The organism is Peribacillus sp. SRI_006 (assembly GCF_057586375.1).
Map to the genome: position 1 here is coordinate 144,429 of NZ_JBYCZT010000004.1, position 20,281 is coordinate 164,709.

The 20,281-nt window shown below is 42.1% G+C and carries 21 protein-coding genes and 1 riboswitch; of the genes, 7 read left to right on the forward strand and 14 right to left on the reverse strand.

The features are described from left to right. Window positions 1-84: 84 nt before the first annotated feature. From AC2YHV_RS06770 to AC2YHV_RS06780, 3 genes are read right to left on the reverse strand one after another with little or no spacing between them, the layout of a single operon-like run. Entirely contained in the window at window positions 85-570 is a 486-nt protein-coding gene (locus AC2YHV_RS06770) for an SRPBCC family protein (protein WP_487372859.1), read from the reverse strand. A gap of 22 nt (window positions 571-592) precedes the next feature. Further along, on the reverse strand, window positions 593-1,105 hold the full coding sequence (locus AC2YHV_RS06775) for a GNAT family N-acetyltransferase (protein ID WP_487372981.1): 513 nt from the start codon (window positions 1,103-1,105) through the stop codon (window positions 593-595). Between the two features lie 33 nt (window positions 1,106-1,138). Next, window positions 1,139-1,657: a YfiT family bacillithiol transferase gene (locus AC2YHV_RS06780; RefSeq protein WP_487372860.1), complete on the reverse strand. Its 519-nt coding sequence runs from the start codon at window positions 1,655-1,657 to the stop codon at window positions 1,139-1,141. 233 nt (window positions 1,658-1,890) lie between these two features. Here AC2YHV_RS06780 and AC2YHV_RS06785 point away from each other — a divergent pair, with 233 nt between their 5' ends. From AC2YHV_RS06785 to AC2YHV_RS06800, 4 genes are all read left to right on the forward strand, one after another. Then, on the forward strand, window positions 1,891-2,991 hold the full coding sequence (locus AC2YHV_RS06785; RefSeq protein WP_487372861.1) for an endospore germination permease: 1,101 nt from the start codon (window positions 1,891-1,893) through the stop codon (window positions 2,989-2,991). Further along, on the forward strand, window positions 2,966-4,450 hold the full coding sequence (locus tag AC2YHV_RS06790; protein WP_487372862.1) for a spore germination protein: 1,485 nt from the start codon (window positions 2,966-2,968) through the stop codon (window positions 4,448-4,450). The genes AC2YHV_RS06785 and AC2YHV_RS06790 overlap by 26 nt, the downstream gene beginning before the upstream one ends. Before the next feature lie 4 nt (window positions 4,451-4,454). Next, on the forward strand, window positions 4,455-5,600 hold the full coding sequence (locus AC2YHV_RS06795) for a Ger(x)C family spore germination protein (RefSeq protein ID WP_487372863.1): 1,146 nt from the start codon (window positions 4,455-4,457) through the stop codon (window positions 5,598-5,600). A gap of 329 nt (window positions 5,601-5,929) precedes the next feature. Next, a complete protein-coding gene (locus AC2YHV_RS06800; RefSeq protein ID WP_057276806.1) occupies window positions 5,930-6,367 on the forward strand; it encodes a GNAT family N-acetyltransferase in 438 nt (145 codons plus the stop codon). A gap of 59 nt (window positions 6,368-6,426) precedes the next feature. On the opposite strand, the gene abrB is transcribed toward AC2YHV_RS06800, so the two are convergent. Then, complete coding sequence (gene abrB / locus AC2YHV_RS06805; protein ID WP_053536026.1) at window positions 6,427-6,711, reverse strand: transition state genes transcriptional regulator AbrB; 285 nt, start codon at window positions 6,709-6,711, stop codon at window positions 6,427-6,429. Between the two features lie 501 nt (window positions 6,712-7,212). On the opposite strand from abrB, the gene AC2YHV_RS06810 reads away from it, so the two are divergent. Next, window positions 7,213-8,184: a DMT family transporter gene (locus tag AC2YHV_RS06810; protein WP_057276807.1), complete on the forward strand. Its 972-nt coding sequence runs from the start codon at window positions 7,213-7,215 to the stop codon at window positions 8,182-8,184. Between the two features lie 128 nt (window positions 8,185-8,312). On the opposite strand, the gene AC2YHV_RS06815 is transcribed toward AC2YHV_RS06810, so the two are convergent. Next, window positions 8,313-8,438 (reverse strand): sensor histidine kinase, encoded by a 126-nt coding sequence (locus AC2YHV_RS06815; RefSeq protein ID WP_487372864.1) that lies wholly within the window; start codon window positions 8,436-8,438, stop codon window positions 8,313-8,315. Window positions 8,439-8,958: 520 nt separating this feature from the next. Further along, window positions 8,959-9,059, forward strand: a riboswitch (guanidine-I (ykkC/yxkD leader). 73 nt (window positions 9,060-9,132) lie between these two features. On the opposite strand from AC2YHV_RS06815, the gene AC2YHV_RS06820 reads away from it, so the two are divergent. After that, the gene (locus AC2YHV_RS06820) at window positions 9,133-9,474 is read left to right on the forward strand and encodes a DMT family transporter (RefSeq protein WP_063594494.1); all 342 of its coding nucleotides are present in this window, start codon (window positions 9,133-9,135) and stop codon (window positions 9,472-9,474) included. After that, on the forward strand, window positions 9,474-9,788 hold the full coding sequence (locus AC2YHV_RS06825) for a DMT family transporter (protein WP_063575406.1): 315 nt from the start codon (window positions 9,474-9,476) through the stop codon (window positions 9,786-9,788). The genes AC2YHV_RS06820 and AC2YHV_RS06825 overlap by 1 nt, the downstream gene beginning before the upstream one ends. An 83-nt stretch (window positions 9,789-9,871) precedes the next feature. Here the strand turns inward: AC2YHV_RS06825 and AC2YHV_RS06830 are convergent, their stop codons facing one another. The 9 genes from AC2YHV_RS06830 to AC2YHV_RS06870 all read right to left on the reverse strand — a co-directional run bounded on the left by AC2YHV_RS06830 (window position 9,872) and on the right by AC2YHV_RS06870 (window position 20,271). Continuing rightward, entirely contained in the window at window positions 9,872-10,663 is a 792-nt protein-coding gene (locus AC2YHV_RS06830) for a DUF817 domain-containing protein (RefSeq protein ID WP_054400641.1), read from the reverse strand. Window positions 10,664-10,718: 55 nt separating this feature from the next. Beyond that, window positions 10,719-10,940, reverse strand: coding sequence for a helix-turn-helix domain-containing protein (locus tag AC2YHV_RS06835; protein WP_034309451.1), 222 nt, complete (start codon window positions 10,938-10,940; stop codon window positions 10,719-10,721). A 10-nt stretch (window positions 10,941-10,950) separates the two neighbouring features. Then, window positions 10,951-11,433 carry a DUF2975 domain-containing protein gene (locus AC2YHV_RS06840; RefSeq protein ID WP_106026076.1) on the reverse strand — a complete coding sequence of 161 codons (483 nt, stop codon included), beginning with the start codon at window positions 11,431-11,433 and terminating at the stop codon, window positions 10,951-10,953. Window positions 11,434-11,855: 422 nt separating this feature from the next. Beyond that, the gene (locus tag AC2YHV_RS06845; protein WP_487372865.1) at window positions 11,856-15,065 is read right to left on the reverse strand and encodes a DEAD/DEAH box helicase; all 3,210 of its coding nucleotides are present in this window, start codon (window positions 15,063-15,065) and stop codon (window positions 11,856-11,858) included. 169 nt (window positions 15,066-15,234) lie between these two features. Next, window positions 15,235-15,468: a YczF family membrane protein gene (locus AC2YHV_RS06850; RefSeq protein WP_057276811.1), complete on the reverse strand. Its 234-nt coding sequence runs from the start codon at window positions 15,466-15,468 to the stop codon at window positions 15,235-15,237. Between the two features lie 19 nt (window positions 15,469-15,487). Next, window positions 15,488-16,606: a GerAB/ArcD/ProY family transporter gene (locus tag AC2YHV_RS06855; RefSeq protein ID WP_487372866.1), complete on the reverse strand. Its 1,119-nt coding sequence runs from the start codon at window positions 16,604-16,606 to the stop codon at window positions 15,488-15,490. Between the two features lie 21 nt (window positions 16,607-16,627). Then, a complete protein-coding gene (locus AC2YHV_RS06860) occupies window positions 16,628-17,854 on the reverse strand; it encodes a Ger(x)C family spore germination protein (RefSeq protein ID WP_487372867.1) in 1,227 nt (408 codons plus the stop codon). Next, window positions 17,844-19,481: a spore germination protein gene (locus tag AC2YHV_RS06865; protein WP_487372868.1), complete on the reverse strand. Its 1,638-nt coding sequence runs from the start codon at window positions 19,479-19,481 to the stop codon at window positions 17,844-17,846. The genes AC2YHV_RS06860 and AC2YHV_RS06865 overlap by 11 nt, the downstream gene beginning before the upstream one ends. Before the next feature lie 178 nt (window positions 19,482-19,659). Then, window positions 19,660-20,271, reverse strand: coding sequence for a DedA family protein (locus AC2YHV_RS06870; protein WP_098937256.1), 612 nt, complete (start codon window positions 20,269-20,271; stop codon window positions 19,660-19,662). Window positions 20,272-20,281 lie beyond the last annotated feature (10 nt).

Genomic DNA, 20,281 nt, shown 5'->3' on the forward strand with positions numbered 1-20,281 from the left:
CTTCATGGCAAAAGCATTACATCGGCTTTGGCCGAAATTCATCGTTCCGTTTCCTTATGTATCCTGCTGCATGTCACACATCCATTATCCATCCATTCGTTTGACGGCGGCCATATATTCCTTATGCCATTTTTCCCATTCATCCATTGGGAAGTCCTGATGGTGTCCATCAAGTAAATCACTAAACATATCAAGGCAAATATGCCAGCCTGCCAAATCTTTTGATGTATGATCATTAACTGGCGTAATGGATTCTTTCAATACCAATGAGCATCCATCCTTTTCAGGGGATACCTCGAAACGAACCCAGCCGTCCCCCCATTCAAAATCTAAAACGGCAGATTCCCGGAAGTCCCTTATCTTCATATCGAAAAATTTCCCTGACCCATCATTGAAATTGAATTTTATCGTCCCATCTTTTCGGAGGTCCTTCATTTCCAGGTTGGACATCCACTTTTCCACCTTATCATTCTCCGTTAAAGCACCCCATACCTTTTCAACCGGATGATTGAGCAGGCGATCGAATCTTGCGATAATTCCATTACCTTCTTTTTCGATTACAGCTTGCACTTGGATTCCCCCATTCAATTTGTTACCCGAGATTATTTTTATAATAAAAAATGGTCGGTTGGAATTCACCATTTGCCGATTTCGCATAATCAGGAATCCTGCCTGCCTGAATATATCCCAATGAGGTATACAGGAGATTTGAAGGATCTCCTTCCCTCGTATCAAGGACCAATAATGTCCGCCCTTCCTGCTTGGCCTTCTTCTCAGCCTCTAGCATGAGTGAACGTCCTATGCCATTTCTTCTATAACCAGTATGTGTCATTAATTTTGCGATTTCCGCTCGATGGCCGCCATTTTGCTTTGAACATAAATGTAACTGTACACTCCCGACAATCTTACCCTGTAACTTAGCGACCAACAGAATCACATCACGTTTCATGGCACTACCCCAGTAATCAACGGCCTCAGACTGTTTCATGGGTGGTAAAAAACCGATGGACGCACCATCATCCACCACCTGAACCAAAAGGTCGGAGAGTTCATTAAGATGGTATCCAATTGATGTTAATTGTTCGATTTTCACATCGGCATCCAAAGTAATCACAAACTTTTAGAAGATATAATATATTCACCATCTCTGGCGCTTTGATAAAGAAGTAATATGAGCCAGATGATGTCGTCCGTGCCAAGCATAAATGCCTATATTTTCACCGACAGTCACCTTTCCTGAATCAGGATGGATGAAGGTCCGGCTCAGGTCATCAGCATGAAGGTCCGATAAAAGTTTACACATTCGGATATGTATACTTTCCAGCAGTGATAGAGATACTTCAATCGGCAAATCATAATCAGGCAGCTCAGCCCATTGCCCCTCCTCGTACGGTTTAATGACAGGACTTTCTTCCGTAAGGGCCAATTTGAAGCGAATATACGCATTCATATGACTATCGGCAACATGATGCACCACCTGGCGGACCGTCCATCCTCCAGGCCGATAAGCCGTATCAAGCTGTTCATCATCCATGTTACCTACCGCTTCACGCAGCATCCGAGGCAAAGCTTCAATCTCTTTGAGCCACCCCTCGGCTATACCACAAGTAATTTCCCCGTCAAACTGAAACTTCCCGACCGGGTATCTTAAATCCATCTTCATTCCCCCTTGATGTTCAATAAAAATAGCATCTATATATATTCTTTATCGATTAAGACAAATCCTTTTTCCGGCATACTTTGCTTTGCTCTACTACTCATCACAAAACTTCAGGAAATTTATTCCACAACATTAGCACGAATACTATTTCCATATTTAGCAACCATAAACAAATGAATGGCATGTGCATCAATCCATCTTTAAACAATGGAAATGGGGATAGGATCACCTTGAAGAAAATCAGTTCGATACAAACCCTTAGCATCTTCTTTTTATCAATCGGCCTTCTTAATCACGTTATTTTGATCCCTTTCCTCCTATCCACCGGCGGAAGGGATGCTTGGTTTTTTTCTATCCTAACTATTGGATTGATCCCGATTTGGGCCTATATATTATCGAGAATAATCAAGAATATGAATAATCAATCCCTGACGGATTGGCTTGAAAATAGATTTGGAAAACACATTAAAAATATCGCTTTATTCTTTATCGTGATTTATCTGATCAGTCTTGTTTTGGCCACTACAAAGGAAACGATTGATTGGATCACGACAAGCTTTCTTTTTGAAACCCCAAGTTTAGCGATTATCATTCCGTTTACGCTGCTATGCATTTTTCTTGCCCATTCTGGTATGCGCTCCATCGCCATTTGCTCGTCTGTATTATTGCCAATAGTCGTCATTCTTGGCATTTTCGTTACGACCGGAAATATACCGACAAAAGACTATAGCCACCTCCTTCCCCTTTTCGAGAATGGCTATTTTCATGGCATAAAAACCCTTCAATATTCTGGTTATGGCCTTGCCGAACTGATTTTAATCGTTTTTTTTCAAGAGAAACTTTCGGATAAGCTCAAGATAAAGGTATTAGTATTCTTATGCCTTGGACTAGTGTTTTTACTTCTTGGTCCATTAACAGCAGCACTCGCTGAATTCGGGCCGAGCTTAGCCGAAGTCATGAGGTACCCCGCCTATGAACAATGGCGTTTGCTGACAATTGGTAAATATATTGAACATACAGACTTCTTTTCCATTTACCAATGGCTTGCTGGTGCCTATATCCGTGTTTCAATGGCGTTATTCTTAATAATGGAAGTCTTTAAAGGAAAAACTAATCATGTGAAGCTTGGAATTCTTTTCGCTGTAGGTTTTCTGATGGTCGTCATCTCCATCGTACCATTCAGTAATTTCAAGTTCTTGCATGTAAGCCAAACATTCTACTATCCTGGCGCTTTTTATTTCCTGTTACTGTTGTCCGCCTTTTTGTTTATCGGCACTTTCATCAGATCTAAGGAGGGGAAACGACATGCGAATGAAACGATCCAAAAATGAGCCACCCCTCTTAGAATTAAGGGAGGAAACATTTCGGGAGTTATTCAGTTCAAGCTCAGATATCAAGTTTGAAATGATTTATATCGGAGAAACCGAAAGACCCATTACTGTCCTTATTTTTTACTGCTCGGGTATGGCCGACATAAGTTTACTGAACGAAGGAATTTTGGAAAAGTTAAACAAAATGATGGAATTGGATGAGAGCATCGATGCCGAAGAATCAATCAACAAGCTAAAACCCTTGATAGACCTCAGGAAAGTAACCATCGATAGTGAATTCAATAACGTCCAGCAGCTGATTTTCTCCGGGCATGCCTTATTATTCATACCCTCAGTCCAAGAGTTATTTTCAATCGAATTGTCCAACGTGCCGAACCGGCAGCCCGAGGAGTCTTCCTTCGAGGTCTCGGTAAGAGGTCCAAGAGATGGGTTTGTCGAAGATTTATCCATGAATACAGCTTTAATCAGAAAGCGGCTAAAAACAAAATCGCTTGCCTATGAAGAGTTTATCGTTGGCAGGCGCAGTCAAACGAAAGTCGCACTAATGTACATGGATGACATCATCAATAAAGAACTTGTTAAAAACGTAAGATCGAAAATCAACTCCCTTGATATTGATATTTTGGTGAGCAGCCAACAATTGGAGGAATTGATCACTAACAGTAAATATAGTATATTTCCACTCACTCATTATACGAGTCGCCCTGATTTTGTAGTTGAAGCACTCAATCAAGGAAGATTCATTCTAATCGTGGATGGCATGCCAACGGTAATCGTGGCCCCTTCTACCTTACTATTGCAAATAAAAACCGCAGAAGATTCGAATCTTCCTTATCTATTTGTAAGCCTTGAGAGACTTCTTCGCTTTATGGGGCTTGGCATTACCGTTTTATTGCCGGGGTTTTGGATTTCCATTTCCGCTTTCAATATTGAACAGGTGCCGTTCCCGTTACTAGCCACCATAACCCTTTCAAGGCTGGGGCTTCCCTTATCTGCCACGATGGAATTCATTCTCATGCTCATTTTATTTGAATTATTCCGTGAATCCGGGGTCAGGTTACCTAAAGCGGTTGGGCAGACAGTTGCGGTTGTAGGAGGCCTAATTGTCGGTGATGCGGCGATAAGGGCAGGACTGACTTCACAAACCATGCTTGTCGTCACTGCCGTAACCTCTGTTGCATCTTATACACTTGTAAACCAGTCTTTAACTGGTGCCGTTACCGTTCTGCGAATGTTTGTACTGTTACTAAGCTGCATTTATGGAATCTACGGCTTGATAATCGGTTTCCTTTCCATTGTCACGTTACTATCCAGGCTTGATTCATTCGGTGTTTCATATATTGGCGGAATGAACCCGCCAAGAATCACAAAACTCCTGGATTCATTCCTAAAGTCGCCATGGAATTCCATGAGCAAACGATCCTTGGCCGCTAATGATAAAACCAGAAAGGGGCAGTAAGGCAATGTTCCGCATCTGTAAAATTTGGTTGACCCTACAATTACTCCTATTTCTTTCAGGCTGTTGGGATGAAAAAACGATCCAGGACTTCCATTATATAACGGCCATCGGGATAGATTTCAAAGATGGGGAATACATAGTCTATACGCAACTTGTAGACTTCGCTGCGGTAGCTAAAACGGAGGCAAAGCCGACGCAAGCCCCTCCCGTATATGTAGGGAAACAAAAAGGACCGTCGATTTCGATCGCCCTTAATAAACTAATGAGCAATACTCAACAGTCCCTCTATTTAGGGCATGTATCCACATTTGTAATCAGTGAAAATGTTTTGAACCGGCAAAGCACAGAAATAGTGGATTATATATACAGAAACCAATTACTCAGATACTCATCCAATATCTTTGCCACAAAAAATTCCATGGATGAGCTTTTCTCCATTAACGGCTTTTTTAATTTATCACCTTTATACACGACATTATATTTTCCGGATGATGTATACCGGATTATATCATTCATCCAACCCATTACAGTTCAAAGGTATTACTCTGACCAGCGGGAAAAAGCATCTACCACCATATTACCCTCCATTTCCTGGAACGATAAAGTTTGGAAGGAAAAAGATAAAAAGCGAAAAAGCCTCTATATGGATGGTGCATTTATCATTTACTATAAAGTGTCCCAGCCCTGGTTCTCTGAAAAGGAACTGAGCGGTTTACGCTGGCTCACTAAAAGGACCAACAAAACTCCAGTGAACATCACAATGAATAAGCAAGATATCTATGCCTCTTTTTCCCATCCGGCTCATAAAGTGAAACCTGTTCTAAAGGATGGCAAGTACAAATTCGATATTGAAATTGACGTTTCCGGCAAAATACTGGGGCTTGATACCCAAATCGATATCGACAAAATAAAACGTAAATTCGAAAGCCAAATAAAAAAGGAAATCCTATCAACGTTTAAAACAGGGCTCCAAAAGAACGCGGACCCTTTAAACCTAGGCAAAACCCTTTATATCAAAGAGATAAAATACTGGCAAAAGAATCATTTAAAAGAGCCTAAGGATTATTTAAATAAGGATTCAATACATGATATAAACGTAAAGGTACATATCCTTAACACAGGTGGCTTAGAAGCTAAACCACTGGAATAATGAAGATTTGAGGATTCGGTTTGGAATTTATAGTATTAAATATTATTGGATAATGTTGAATTCACGAGTAAATCGGCTTAATTCACGAGTATTTGTTCCATTTTCACGAGTATTTGCTCCAAACTCACGAGTAAATCGACTAAACTCACGAGTAAACGCTGATATTTCATAAGTTTGCTGCTCACCTTGGGTTTATAGCCGAAAAAATCAGGATGGTGCCTTTTTGAGCTCCATCCTGATTTAGGGGGCTGGAAAATGCGGTCCGGAATTTGGCGGATAGCATGGTTAAATGGTAAATTTAGAGTATTCTAACATTTAGGGGGCCATTTATGAGCATACAGAAGGCTACATTACATGAGCTGGAATCACTGACGGAACTTTTTGATTTATACAGGGTGTTTTATGAGCAAACCTCTGATCCTGGTTGTGCAAGGGAGTTTTTAAGGGAAAGGCTGACAAAAGGGGAGTCTGTGGTTTTTATGGCGTTTGATGAAGGAAATCCAATTGGTTTTGTACAGTTGTATCCTTCTTTTTCGTCTGTGAGTATGATGCGGTCATGGATATTGAATGATTTATTCGTGAAGGAGTCCGCCCGTAAAAAGGGATTTGGCGAGGAGTTATTGAACGCGGCCATCGGTTTTGCACGTGAAACAGGTGCTAAAGGGGTTTCACTGGAGACTGGCCAGGATAATGTGAAAGCACAGAGACTTTATGAAAAGATTGGTTTCGCCCGTGAATCGAACCATTTTTATTATTTCACCATTTAATTAAAAAAAGTGTAGGGAATACCTCCCTACACTTGGATGCTATTTATCTAGTATATTAATTATTTAGCAGTTTCCATGCTGGCTTGAATTTCTTTAATTAGAAGTTCGGCACCTTCTGGGCTAAGTATTAATTTACCGTCAGCAAGTTTCATATTGTCATCGGAAACTTCACCTGTTACCTGACAAGTCATGTTTGGTTTATATTTTTGAAGGATGATGCGCTCTTGTTCTACATAAATCTCCAGAGCGTCTTTCTCATTAATTCCTAATGTTCGGCGCAGTTCAATTGGAATGACTACCCGCCCTAATTCGTCAACTTTACGTACAATACCTGTAGATTTCATTTAATTTACCCCACTAACTTTCTTGCGAATGTTGCATTTATATATTTCGTCACCATTCGACATTATTTGCACTTCTATTAAGATACCACTACCTACCATATTCGTCAATTCTCGTATCTTCTTATACTATCTGCCTCTATATGATTTTTATATAAAATATTAGCAATTCCTTCATAACACGCGTCACGACAACGTTTACCGCTTCTTCATTTGGTATATATTTCTATTTTAAACTCACAAGTGGAAACGCCTTCATTTAATTCCAAAAAGCTTTCTTTTCATTTCATGTCGAATCACAAAGAATGAATTTCACTAGCTTAAAAGAATCCTGTTGATTTTCTTTTGCTTTTGAAGGAAAATTTAAATTGATCGCTTATAATATTCCGAAAATTCATTCCGCTTTTGAAACAGTGGATATATCTGAATTTTTTTCAGAAAGCCGAAACGATTGCCATCCTTCCAGAGTCTTACTGACTCATAAAACAGATTGAGGTGAGTCAATTGCGTCCGATTATATTAGGTATTTGTTCTGCTTTCTTTTTTGCATTTACGTTTGTTTTGAATCAGGCCATGGAGCTGTCTGGCGGAAGTTGGATTTGGAGTGCTTCGCTGCGTTATTTCTTCATGGTGCCCTTTCTGTTGTGTATCGTATGGAGCAGAAAAAACCTGCGTCCCCTTTTACAAGTGATGAGAGAAAAGCCGGGTCCTTGGCTGCTTTGGAGTTTTGTCGGATTTGGGTTATTTTATGCTCCTTTATGCTTTGCGTCCGCCTACTCACCTGGCTGGCTGATCGCCGGCACCTGGCAAATCACGATCATTTCGGGTGCGCTGCTTGCGCCGCTGTTTTTTGAAAATGTCCAAACGAAAGATGGGATTGAAAGGCAAAGAGGAAGGGTTTCTGTGAAAGGCCTCCTCATGTCCATGATCATTCTGCTTGGGATCATCCTGATGCAGCTGGAACATACCAAACACATTTCAATGGCCGATCTTTGGCTGGGAGTGATCCCGATCGTCATCGCCTCCTTTGCCTACCCTTTGGGAAATCGCAAAATGATGGAAGTATCCGAAGGGCGTCTGGATGCTTATCAGCGGGTTTTGGGAATGACTTTGGCGAGTCTTCCATTCTGGCTTTTGCTTTCCTTGTACGGTTTCTTTACAGTAGGTGCGCCGACGAAGATGCAGAGTTTCCAATCCCTTTTGGTGGCACTATTTTCTGGAGTCATCGCCACGGTCCTTTTTTTCATGGCGACCGATTTGGTACGCGGAAATATGCAGAAATTAGCTTCAGTTGAAGCAACACAATCGATGGAGGTCCTTTTTGCCCTGGCTGGCGAATTACTATTCCTATCTTTACCGATTCCTTCTCCGTTATCGTGGTTCGGCATCTTTATCGTCATCATGGGAATGATCCTGCATAGCTATGTATCACATAAAAAAGAAGGTCCATCCCCTAAACGGACAGTGAATGCCTAAATAGCAAGCCAAAAAAGCCCCGGATAAGATTTCGGGGCTTTTTTGAGCTGAAAACTGAAGCAGACTACGTTCTTTTATTCCATTGACAGGTCATGATGAATTGATGATTTTTCAGAGTGGCAAAAAGCTCACCATTCATTTTTTTTCATTAAACTTTGCGCAATGGATAACCCTAGTCCCGTTCCTTTTTTATTTCTTGCAGTATCACCTGTATAAAACCTATCAAACATCCTCTCAACATCTTGTTTAGCCATTTACACTACCATATCTATCCCTTCATTATTTGTTGATTTCCACTCCAGGCGCTCGCCCCCAGGGTCTCGTACCTTATGTTGCGTTATTTAAATAAAAGGCTGTTTTCACATACTTTGTTGCTATTTACCAGGTAGTGGGTTGTGGTTGATTTCCCCTCCAGATGCTCGCTTTCCGCGGGGCGGGCGGTGAGCCTCCTCGGCGTAAACGCCTGTGGGGTCTCACCTGTCCCGCTGCTCCCGCAGGAGTCTCGCACTTCCGCTCCAATCAACCTTAAATAGTTTCGTTTTAAAAACAACAATCTTTACGAAAAGAGCCAAATAAAAAAACTATAGGCAAACTGGCTTTTTTCAAATTTGAATATAGTCCGGAAAGTTCGAAATGGCCTCGCTGTATTCAGATGAAAGCTGCAAACGTTACGGGACATATGCGGATATTAGGGAAAAATCGGCCTGGAATTTGGCAAAACTTTTACCTTGAGTAAGTTCAAAAAGTATGTATAATGAAAGGTAATTGTATATGTCAAAGGTTTTCTAGGGTTCCGCAGTGCGTCTCATTGCTGGTCTGGTCCGAGAGAAAACTCACAGCATGCTGTGTCACGGAAGGATAAAAGCCTGGGAGAAACTGTTTTAACAGTTATCTCTTGGGCTTTTTTTGTTTTTTTGGTAAAGAATAAAATCGGAGGTGCGTTATTACATGAGCACAAACTGGATTAAAGTATTCATTGCAGCTTTTTTTGAAGTATTTTGGGTGATTGGCTTAAAACATGCAGATGACTTTTGGACTTGGACTGGAACGGTCATTTCGATCATCATCAGTTTTTACTTGATGATAATGGCTGGCAGGAAGCTTCCTGTCGGAACGGTATATGCCGTTTTTGTCGGTATGGGGACTGCCGGGACCGTTTTTTCCGAAATCCTTTTCTTTGGAGAATCCTTCAAGCTGAGCAAAACACTATTGATCCTCCTCTTATTATCAGGGGTGATCGGCTTGAAGCTAGTGACGGATGATAAGGCTGAGAAAGGGGATGAATCATAATGGCTTGGGTCTCTTTAATCTTAGCGGGGCTTTTTGAGATGTTTGGGGTTGCGATGATCAATAAATTGCACAAGGACAGAAATCGGCAATCCTTACTGCTGTTATTCATCGGATTTGGAGCAAGTTTCCTGTTTCTTGCTTATGCCATGAAAACCTTGCCGATGGGAACGGCTTACGCTATCTGGACAGGAATCGGTGCATCAGGCGGAGCGATAATCGGGATGCTCTTATACGGGGAATCCAAAGATTGGCGCAGGGTCGTTTTTATAGCCATGGTCCTTGGCGCAGCAGTGGGATTAAAACTTGTTTCATAGGAATGACATAAAAGCATAGAAAAAATCAAAGACGACACAATGTGTCGTCTATATTTATTTTTATCTAACTTGAATAATTCATCTTATAAAAATTGACCCTCATCCATCACAGCGGAATCTTTCCCCTTAACCTGTTTTAGCGTCGCTACTATAAGAAAGCTGACAATCACCAGTAAGAGCCATGAGCTTACCTTCCCTAGATGTACGAGACTCCATGCATCGGTTTGGTTAGGATATTCCCAAGCTCCAAAGAACGTTGCGATATTTTCGGCTATCCATATGAAAAATCCGATGAGCACAAAAGAAAATGCGATTGGCATACGATAACGGGTTCCACCAACTTCGTATGTGACCCATGCTCGCCAAAAGACGATGATGACAAGTCCAGATAGCCACCAACGAACATCCATCCAATAATGGTGGGTGAAAAAATTCAAATAAATCGCAAGCGCAAGGGATACAACGACAAAAAACGGCGGCCACTTGATCAGTTCAACCTTTAACCTCCTCCACGCCTGGCAAAGATAACTCGCTACACTAGCGTACATGAATCCGCTATAAAGAGGCACTCCAAAAATCTTGAAATATCCTTCCTCTGGATAAGTCCAGGAGCCCATATGTACCTTGAAAAGTTCAAGGGCAAGACCAATAAGGTGGAACAAGGTGATGACCTTTAGTTCATCCCGTGTTTCAAGCCCGGAACGCAGCATCCACCACTGCATGATAAGGCAGATGATGAGCAGCCAGTCATACCGCGGCAGAAAGGGAAGCGGGATGAATTTTGTAATAGCCAAAGAGGCAAAAATAACGGCAGGAAACAAGCATGATAGGGCCTGCTCCCAACCAAAACGAACGAGTTGTTTTAGTGCCCTCATGATTGGTGCCTCCATTTTTTTATCTACATTCATGAGTAACTCCCCTTTATAAATCCTAATCTTGAGTGCCTTCATCATTTCGGTATTCTAAAATATCCCCGGGTTGACATTCTAAAGCCTTACAAATCGCATCTAAGGTTGTTAATCGAATCGCTTTTGCCTTGCCATTTTTCAATATGGAAAGATTAGCCATCGTTATTCCAACCCTCTCGGAAAGTTCTGTAACACTCATTTTCCTTTTAGCCAACATCACATCAATATTGATTATAATTGCCAAGTTAATCACCTCAGACTATTAAGTCATTTTCTGATTTTATATCGATGGCTTCTTGTAAAAGCCTTTGAAGAACAGCAGCAAAGACTGCAATCACCATTGAAGCAAAAATGACGACCATTCCGATTACTATGATACCTGGGGCGTCGTCCATTTCCGCGATGAGATAAAAGAGCGGCATGCCTGCCACATACAAGCCACTTATTGTGATTGCACAATTTTTTATAATCTTTAAAGCTCTTACAGATAATTCCGAGAAAGCTTTGTTCTTATCAATATAGCTTAAAAGTTTAAAGGCTTGATATAGGGCAAAGTAAAAAGGTATCGCCGATGCATACAAATCGATTAAAACGAGATATTTCAAATAAGCCATATCCGGATATAATTCTGCTGCAAAATTCGCTATCCCAGGCACCAAGAAGATGCACAAAGCAAGAACTGGAATTCCAATAAGAATAACAGCCATCTTTAAAAAGAGTGTTGTTCCTAGTTTCATAAAAAGCACCTCACTTATTTATTGTCCATTTAATTTAACATACGTTTTATCGATTAACAATAAAACATTGTTGTTTTTTATTATATTATTATTGTTAATGAAATATCATATTCTTTTTAAAAATGGCTGTTTTCACATACTTTATTGCTATTTACCAGGTAGTGAGTTGTGGTTGATTTCCCCTCCAGATGCTCGCTTTCCTTGGTGCGGGCGGTGAGCCTCCTCGGCGTAAACGCCTGTGTGGGCTCACCTGTCCCGCTGCTCCCGCAGGAGTCTCGCACTTCCGCTCCAATCAACCTTAAATCGTTTCGTTTTAAAAACTACACTCTTTACGAAAAGTGCCTTAAAAATAAAAAAGCATTCCTCTTTACAAAGGAATGCTCCATAACTGAACTATTTATTTATTACCTTCGGCTAAACCCTTATATCATCAGTATTTCCCTGATATCCTCTTCTGTAAGTGCAGAAGACGACTTGTCTCCAGGGTCGATGATTTCTTCAATAAGATGTCTCTTTTTCTCTTGGAGTTCATTCATTTTTTCTTCGATTGTCCCACGGGCAATAAGCTTGATGACTTGAACCTCATTTTTCTGCCCCATTCGATGGGCACGGTCCGCGGCTTGTTCTTCAACTGCCGGATTCCACCAAAGGTCATATAGTATGACTGTATCGGCACCCGTCAGATTGAGACCCGTACCGCCAGCTTTCAACGAAATGAGGAATATATCCCGTTCTCCTGCATTAAACCGATTGCAGATTTCCACACGTTCCTTTGATGGGGTTTGTCCATCCAGGTAGAAAAAGGGTTGTCCTTCCATGGCCAAATCCCTGCCGATGATTGTAAGCATTTTTGTAAATTGCGAGAAAATCAGCACCCGTCTTCCAGAATGCTTCGAATCTTCGACAATTCGCATCAGCTGCTCATATTTTGCTGAACTGCCTTTATATCCGTCCACAAACAAGGCGGGGTGACAGCATATTTGCCGAAGCCGGGTCAAGCCAGCAAGGATCCTGATCCGATTTTTGCGAAGGGTGTCCTTGTCCAGGTGTTTCAGCGTATCATGCCGCAGCTTGGCCAGATAAGCCCCGTACAGTTTCTTCTGATCGGGAAGCAGTTCCATCGATTCCAGCGACTCGATTTTTTCCGGTAATTCCCCTAGTACGTCCTCTTTCATTCTCCGCAGCAAAAATGGACGGATCCTGCGGGAAATCTGCTTCCTGGAGAGGTTGCTATACTCCTTTAACCCCATGAATAGTTCAGGGAATACGACGTGGAAAAGGGACCAGAGCTCTTCCAGTGAATTCTCGATGGGCGTACCAGTCAACGCGAAGCGATGTGCCGCTTTTATCTTCTTGGCCGCTCGTGCCGTTTGTGTCACCGGGTTCTTGAAGGCCTGTGCCTCATCGAAAAACACCGTATGGAAGTCCTCTTTTTCAAACGAATTGATGTCTTTCCGAAGCAATGGATAAGAAGTGATCACTACATCCACGTCCTTCATTTCTTTAAGCAGCTTCGACCTTTCCGTCTTGTCTCCATCCACGACGACGGCTTGTATATCAGGAGCGAATTTAGTGAATTCACTCAGCCAATTGTAAGTCAATGATGATGGGCAGACAATAAGCACCGGAACCCTTTTCTTACGGATGTCAGGGAGCTCGGATAAAATGAACGTGATGCTTTGCAATGTTTTTCCCAGACCCATATCATCAGCAAGAATCCCGCCAAAACCGTATTGTGCAAGGATTTTCATCCATTTGTAGCCGTTTTTTTGATACTCGCGCAAAATCGGGTCCAGACTCTTTGGCACAGTGAACTCCAAGGCGCCGGGATTCCTGATGTTATCCAAAAACTGCCGGAATGACTCTTCCATCGTGAATGTCTGGCTGTCATTAACGGAGTCAAGGAGCTGGAGCCCTTTTATGAGGGGCATGTTCAGTGTGCTTTCCAGGTCTTCATCCTGTACGGGCAGTGCATTCAGAAAACGATTGATTTCCTCGTATTCCCTTGTTTCAAGGGAAAGCAGCGATCCATTCCTTAAACGATAGTATTTCCTTTTTTCTTCAAGCGCGGCTAAGACCTCACGTATTTGTTTATCTGGGATATCATCCATTTCAAATTTGAATTCGAGCCAATTAGTACGCTCTTTTTTAATTTTCAACCTAATGCGCGGTGCAGCATTTCCACGGGAAATACGGTTCCTTACAGCGGTAGTGGCATAGATTTGCACCAGCTTCTGGAGTTTAGGAACGATATGGTACAAGAACTCATACTCCAATTCTTCGTTATGCAAGAAATAGCCTCCGTCCGTCTTGGCAAACTGGCTATCCTCCATCAGCTTTATTATCTCCGCCTCTTTCTCAACATCCCTCATAACCTTGGATTCTTGTTTTTCCAAAGGGTTGATCACGATATTTTCATAATGGAATTCCAGCCCGGCAAGCAGCCTGTTTTTCACTCGGTCCAAGTATAGCTTTGCAACCAGCGGTGTCTTCAAAAACAATTCGGTGATGGATCTTGCTATATGGACTTCACCGAGTCTTTTCAAGCCTGGTACCACTTTGTCCAGGAATAATTCCAGCTGGTCATGATGGATTGGAATTTGATTCATCCCCGAATCCTCCATCATTTGCTTTAACTCTGAAAGGCGTTTGAAATCCTCATTTTCGAGCTGAACCAATTTCCCCTCAAATAGGACCAATGTGTATGCATTCATGACGATCATCTCGTGCAGCCTTTTAATAATCAGTTGATAACCTTTGTCCTCGCTTTCAGTAAAGTCAAACTGTAAAGGAAGCGGTCCGTTTGTTACACGAAAGCCATTGAATGTAAGGCCGCCATAGGCAAGCTTCACCATTGGCGCCGCTTCAAGGATGGGGACAAGCCTTCGAAAAGAAGATGGAGGCAGAAGTAATAAGTGATGGTCCAATGTATATTCGGATTTATCCGTCAGGGCGTCCACATAGACTTTTTCATCCGATATCACTGTAATGAGCTCCTGAAGCACTAAATCATTTTCATTCTGAAAACAATGCAGCACCGGGTCATATATAAATGAAGGGGACACTTGGGCAGGCTTTCCTGCTTTAACTCGCTTCAGGAAATCCCGGACATTCGACACATTGAGAGAACCGATTTTCATTTCCAGTCCTAACATATATTGTTCCATTCCCATCCATACTGGTTTACACGTAAACTCCGCTTCAAGCATCATTCTATTTTCAAAATGGCGCTGATGACCGCTTTTGCGTACAGGCTGATTATTGAAAAGGGTAAGCAAGCCTTCTGACAACTCCTTATGGGCTGTTGCATCAGGACCGGTTGCACGTATCCCTTCAGGAATCGTTCCATCTCGCTTATGGTCGTAAACCGACAGCAGGACGGCTGCAATATGCTGGCAATCCCTATGGAAGGAAGCTAGCGCAGGACAGCTGCATTTCGTTTGAAATCCGCCGACTGCATCCACTTCAATCATGACATGGAAGTCTTCCTTGCCTCTAACCGATGCTTCACAACCATCATGATGATAGCTTTCAAATGTCACTTTATTGGCACGATGAAAAGCTTCCCCTCTTTTAAAGGAGACGGCCCCGCACATGTCTTTTATGATTTTTCGATTCAATTTGATATCCAAATTGCCGTCCTCCTCCCGGGGTTTTTGGTTGAATGATTTTACATTCCGCTGTTAAATAAGCTCATTTTATCATCATACTATGAAATCGGTTTACAAGGTTATAAAAAAGCAAAAAGACAAACTCCCCCATTCGGAGTTCATCTCTATTTCAGCAACGGGAATTGCAACTTCATTGCTGTCCTTTGCCCTTGTTCTTTTTCTTTTTTTTTCGATAAAAGAAGCTGAATACAAGGAATGCAAGAAGAATGAAAAAAAGGATAAGTTCAGCGGGGTCCTTCACCAAAAATGGGTTAAAGGCATGCTTGATCGAATTATCCAGATCAAATCCCATTAGAATATCCATACCTAAAGATATGACCACTAAAGGGAACAGAAGCAAAAGCGTAATACCGAAGAATTTCATTTTTGATCAACTCCGCCTTTCAGGAACTTTTTTTGGTGCTTGTCTTTCCTTTTTTTCGATTCTTAAAAAAGGCAATGATCAAGAGAAGCAATGGAATGATCACCTGAAATGGCAGATGGATGTAATTTGGTACCGCCTTCATCCCTTCATGGATATGTTCCGTATAGCTGCTTGAAATAATAATCGAAATCAATAAAATGACAATGCCAACAGGGTATGCAAGTCTGGAGGGCTGTTTAACATTGAAAACATTCGCCGTACCCGTTACCGCTACATAAGTAAATACACATATCTTGATGAACCCGCCAATCATCAACAAAAACAAGAAGTACACATCGAGACGTTCAAGAAAGCCAGCGACCTCTATGGACTGAATGAGGGTAAGAAGAGGGTATTGCGAACGCGTCATAAGGTCCACACCAAGTACAGAAACATTCACAGCCATTATTACCGCGAGAAAAATACCGCTTGTAGCCAAGCTCCATATTCCAATTTTTTTCAATCGCTTATGTTCATTTAAATAAGGAAAAATCATTAAAAACGCTATGATTTCACCAAATGGAAAGAATACGGTTTTAGTGAAAGCCATTTTCACCATCTCTGTCCCGCTTATTTCAAAAATGGGTTTTAAGTTGTTTAAATGGATCATGCCTGAAGCAATAATCAGAAGAAAGAAGGTCATTAAAAGTAAATTCTCCAAGACAAAGAATAATTCCCCCGTCCTTGACACTACTTCTATCCCCTTACGGACCGTATACACCACGACTAAAATGAATGCAGCGTTCGCGACAAATAACGGAATATGAGGATAGGCAAAAGTAAGCAGCGTATCTCCGAAATCCCTCAGCACCCTTGCAGAAAGATAGATGAAATAAAGGATATATAGAAAAGCTACGATCCTGCCTAGGAAATTCCCCAATATTTTTCGTACAAATTCCGTTAACAGCTGATCAGGGTAGTATTGAAAAAGGCCATAATAAATGAAAAATAATATAAATCCCCCGATCATCGCAATAAGGATGACCAGCCAGGCAGCTTGCTTGGCTTCACCTGCAAGCGGAACCAAAAGTGCACTGCCCATTTCAAACAGGAAAATAAGGACGAACAGCTGGTACCCGCTGATATTTGCCTTTTCCATGAGAATGCCACTTCCTTTCCATTATTGATCTTTCTTTTGTAAATTTGAAAGAAATGGCTTATTACGTAATCCGGTACGGCGAATGAAAGTTTCTACCTGCACATCAACTTCCAGTTTAGGAAAAGTTTCGTCGTCCCAGTTTTTCTCTAGTTTCTTCCATTCTTTCGGATGGGATTCGTGCATGAGCTCCCCAAAGCCAAAAATATCGGATTTATTTTTTTGTGCCCGAACGATTGCGTCTTCCATCTCCTTCTTCAAGTCTTTCGCTAACTTCCTTTCAATATCTATCAGAACATGCATATCGGTTAGATTCAAAGGAACATTCGCTTCCCTGATATCTCCCTCTGCACGGACCTTTATCGATATTTTCGGTTTCCCGTTTACCAATTTTACCCCGATGTTGGTTTTTTGGCGAATGACTGAATAGGTGACTGCGTTTTTTTTACCCTCCCAATCAAGGTATAAATGGACATTTTCGATTCTATCCAATACCCACATTGATCCTATTGCCTTATCACCATCCAGCCAGTCAATCAATTTGCCATCTTTAAAAACACCTATCCCTGCTGCATTAGGGTTCGCCTCAATATCCGAGGACATGGTATTCTCCATTTTATCCTCTTTACCCGTGTTTCCTCTCACGGTAAAACCGCTTATTATCGGTTCTTTTCCGGTACTAAGCAGATTCTTGATCACCTCTTGGAGATTGATGCTAATACTTTTCCCCTGGGTTTTTTCAGTGGTTTCAATCGTCCTAATGACTTTCTCGGCTGATACCTTATCGATTGCGGTTAACGTTTCGACAATATCCCTTGCTTTCACACCCCGGGCAATCACGATCCTCGTAGTTGCCCTGAATTCCGGTGAGCGCTCAAATGCATCGAAAATATCGTTAAGGCCCTCTTCTTTTGCTAGTTCCTCACCGATGACAACCAGGTTGGCATGGGCAAAATACATATCTCGGGAGATTTTCATTGAAGCGTTACCATCCAATTCAAGCACATTATTTCCCGTGGCCCTATAAATGGATATGGGTGGATTCGATCCGCCGCCGCCCTGAAGAGCTCCGGCAACATTCCCCGGATTAATGATTTGGAAAGTTCCCACTAACTTCCCTTCTTTATTTCTATCGAGTCCGACCGCCGAAACGATGGCCATTTCATTTAACTCTGTTTTATCCCAACAGCCTGTGGTGAATGTGGCGGCGATCAACATCATCAAGAGCAGAACTAATCTTTTACGATTCATTGCCTTCACCCTTTTTCCCGTCAGATGTTTTCATTCCACGCGATTCAGGAGGCAGCGGTCTTTGGTTATTGCCTTCCCTGATCAGATTATTTTCATTGGTCAAATATTGCGGCCTTTCCTTGAATGCCCATATAGGTCTTCTGAAGAATGTGTCGCCCAGCCCTTTTGGATTCAGAGGGGCGAGCGGTGTCATATAAGGAACTCCAAGTGAACGCAGGCTGCATAAATGGACAATAAGGATGATAAAGGCTAAAATCATCCCATAAAAGCCTAACATGCCGGCACAAATGATGAATCCGAACCGCACAATGCGGGCAGAAATCGCTATGGCATAAGAAGGCGTTGCAAAACTGGCAATCGCCGTGATCGAGACGATGATGACCATTGCCGGCGATACGATACCAGCCTGGACGGCCGCTTGCCCGATGACCAATGCCCCGACAATGGACATCGTCGAACCAACGGCCTTTGGCATCCGAAGACTTGCTTCCCGTAATATTTCAAAGGTCATTTCCATAAGAAGCGCTTCAACGACGGCAGGCAAAGGAACCGTTTCCCTTTGGGCCGCTACAATGACCAGCAGCTTCGTTGGGATCATTTCCTGATGAAAAGTCGTGGCTGCAACATAGACAGCCGGCCCGACTATCGAGATGATGAAAACGATGATCCGTAAAAAACGTGTCGCTGAAGCAATGTCGAAGCGATTATAGTAGTCTTCGACAGATTGGAAAAATTGTACGAACAATGCCGGGGCGATCAAGACAAAAGGCGTTCCATTTACGAATATCGCCACTCTTCCTTCCAGCAGGTTTCCTGCGACCATATCCGGTCTTTCTGTATGGTTAAGGGTTGGGAATGGGGTCATGACCTGGTCTTCTATCAATTGTTCAATATATCCTGATTCAAGAATGCTATCGATGTTAATTCGATTTAAGCGCTTCTTGACCTCCTCGACAATTCCTTCCTTGACAATTCCATTTATATACATGATGGAAACGTCCGTTTTTGTCACCGTGCCTATTTTCATCGACTCTATCCATAAATCCGGGGTATTGATGATGCGGCGTAACATGGCGATGTTCGTTCCATTCGATTCCGTAAACCCTTCCCTAGATCCCCGGACAGTCAAATGCGTGCTTGGCTCCTGAATCGAGCGCTTCTCTCCTCCTCTTGTACTGGCAACCAGGGCGACGTTTACTTCATCAATAAAAATGATGGTATCCCCTGATAATAATGTCAAAAATAGCTTTTCCCAGTCCGTGACCCTATCTACACCACCGAGGGAAACCACGTCCTCAGAGATAATTTCCATTGCTTCCAGTGGAAGTATGTTTTTTGACAGGTGGGGATTTTTCATGATTGATTCAATTATAAAGTCCGTAACGCTAGGATTATCAATTAGACCCTGCACATACAAAATAGTTGTTTTTATCTCCGGGTTTAGTCCGATTTTCAACGTTCGGATAATGATGTCGGGACTTTTTCCCGTCTTTTTCTTCACGATTTCCAGATTGGCAGAAAGGGAACTTTCAATATAATCAGGCGTTTTGCTTTTGGATTGACTTTCATCTTCCTTTTTCTTTTCACGTTGCTTCACTTGTCTCTTTTGTTTGAAAAAAGAAGCCATAGCACCGAACCTCATTCCTTTTTCGTTTCATTCATTTTGTCCAAAGCACTCCCCCTTTATTCTGGGTTCAGTTTTCTTCCTTTAATAAGAAAAAGGCTGTCGCAATGACAGCCTTTAATGGTCATATTCGGTTAGGGAATGAACGCCGATGATAACGGCCCAATCAACTAAACTGAGATTATACTTTGCCTTTATTCCTTCTAAAAATCAAAATAACGAAAGCGATGAATAGCAAGGCCAGTATCGCATATACGATGTTTGAATAAATGTCCATGTATCCTACAATATCTTCCCACGAAGAGCCAACAGCTGCCCCGATATTCACCAAGATGATGTTCCAAATTAATGTTCCGGATGTTGTGTAAAGCAGGAAGAGCCAAAAGCTCATATGGGACATCCCTGCTGGAATCGAGATCAAACTTCTGATCAGCGGAACCAGCCTGCAGAAAAACACGGTCCATGACCCGTATTTGTCAAACCATGAATTCGCCTTATGGACGTCCGATACCGTTAACCGAAGAATATGGCCCCATCTTTCCACGAACCTTTCAATGACCTTCACATCAAGAAGTAAACCAATTCCATAAAGGACGACTGCCCCTGCCACAGACCCTAGAGTCGAAGCGATAACGACACCGATAATCGTCATATCCGCTTTAGTCGTCATGTAACCGCCAAAAGTAAGAATGACCTCAGACGGGATCGGCGGGAAAATATTCTCCAATGCTATTAATAGAAAGATTCCCATATACCCAAAATCATTCATGAATTCCGTAATCCAGTTTTCCATTTAATACGCT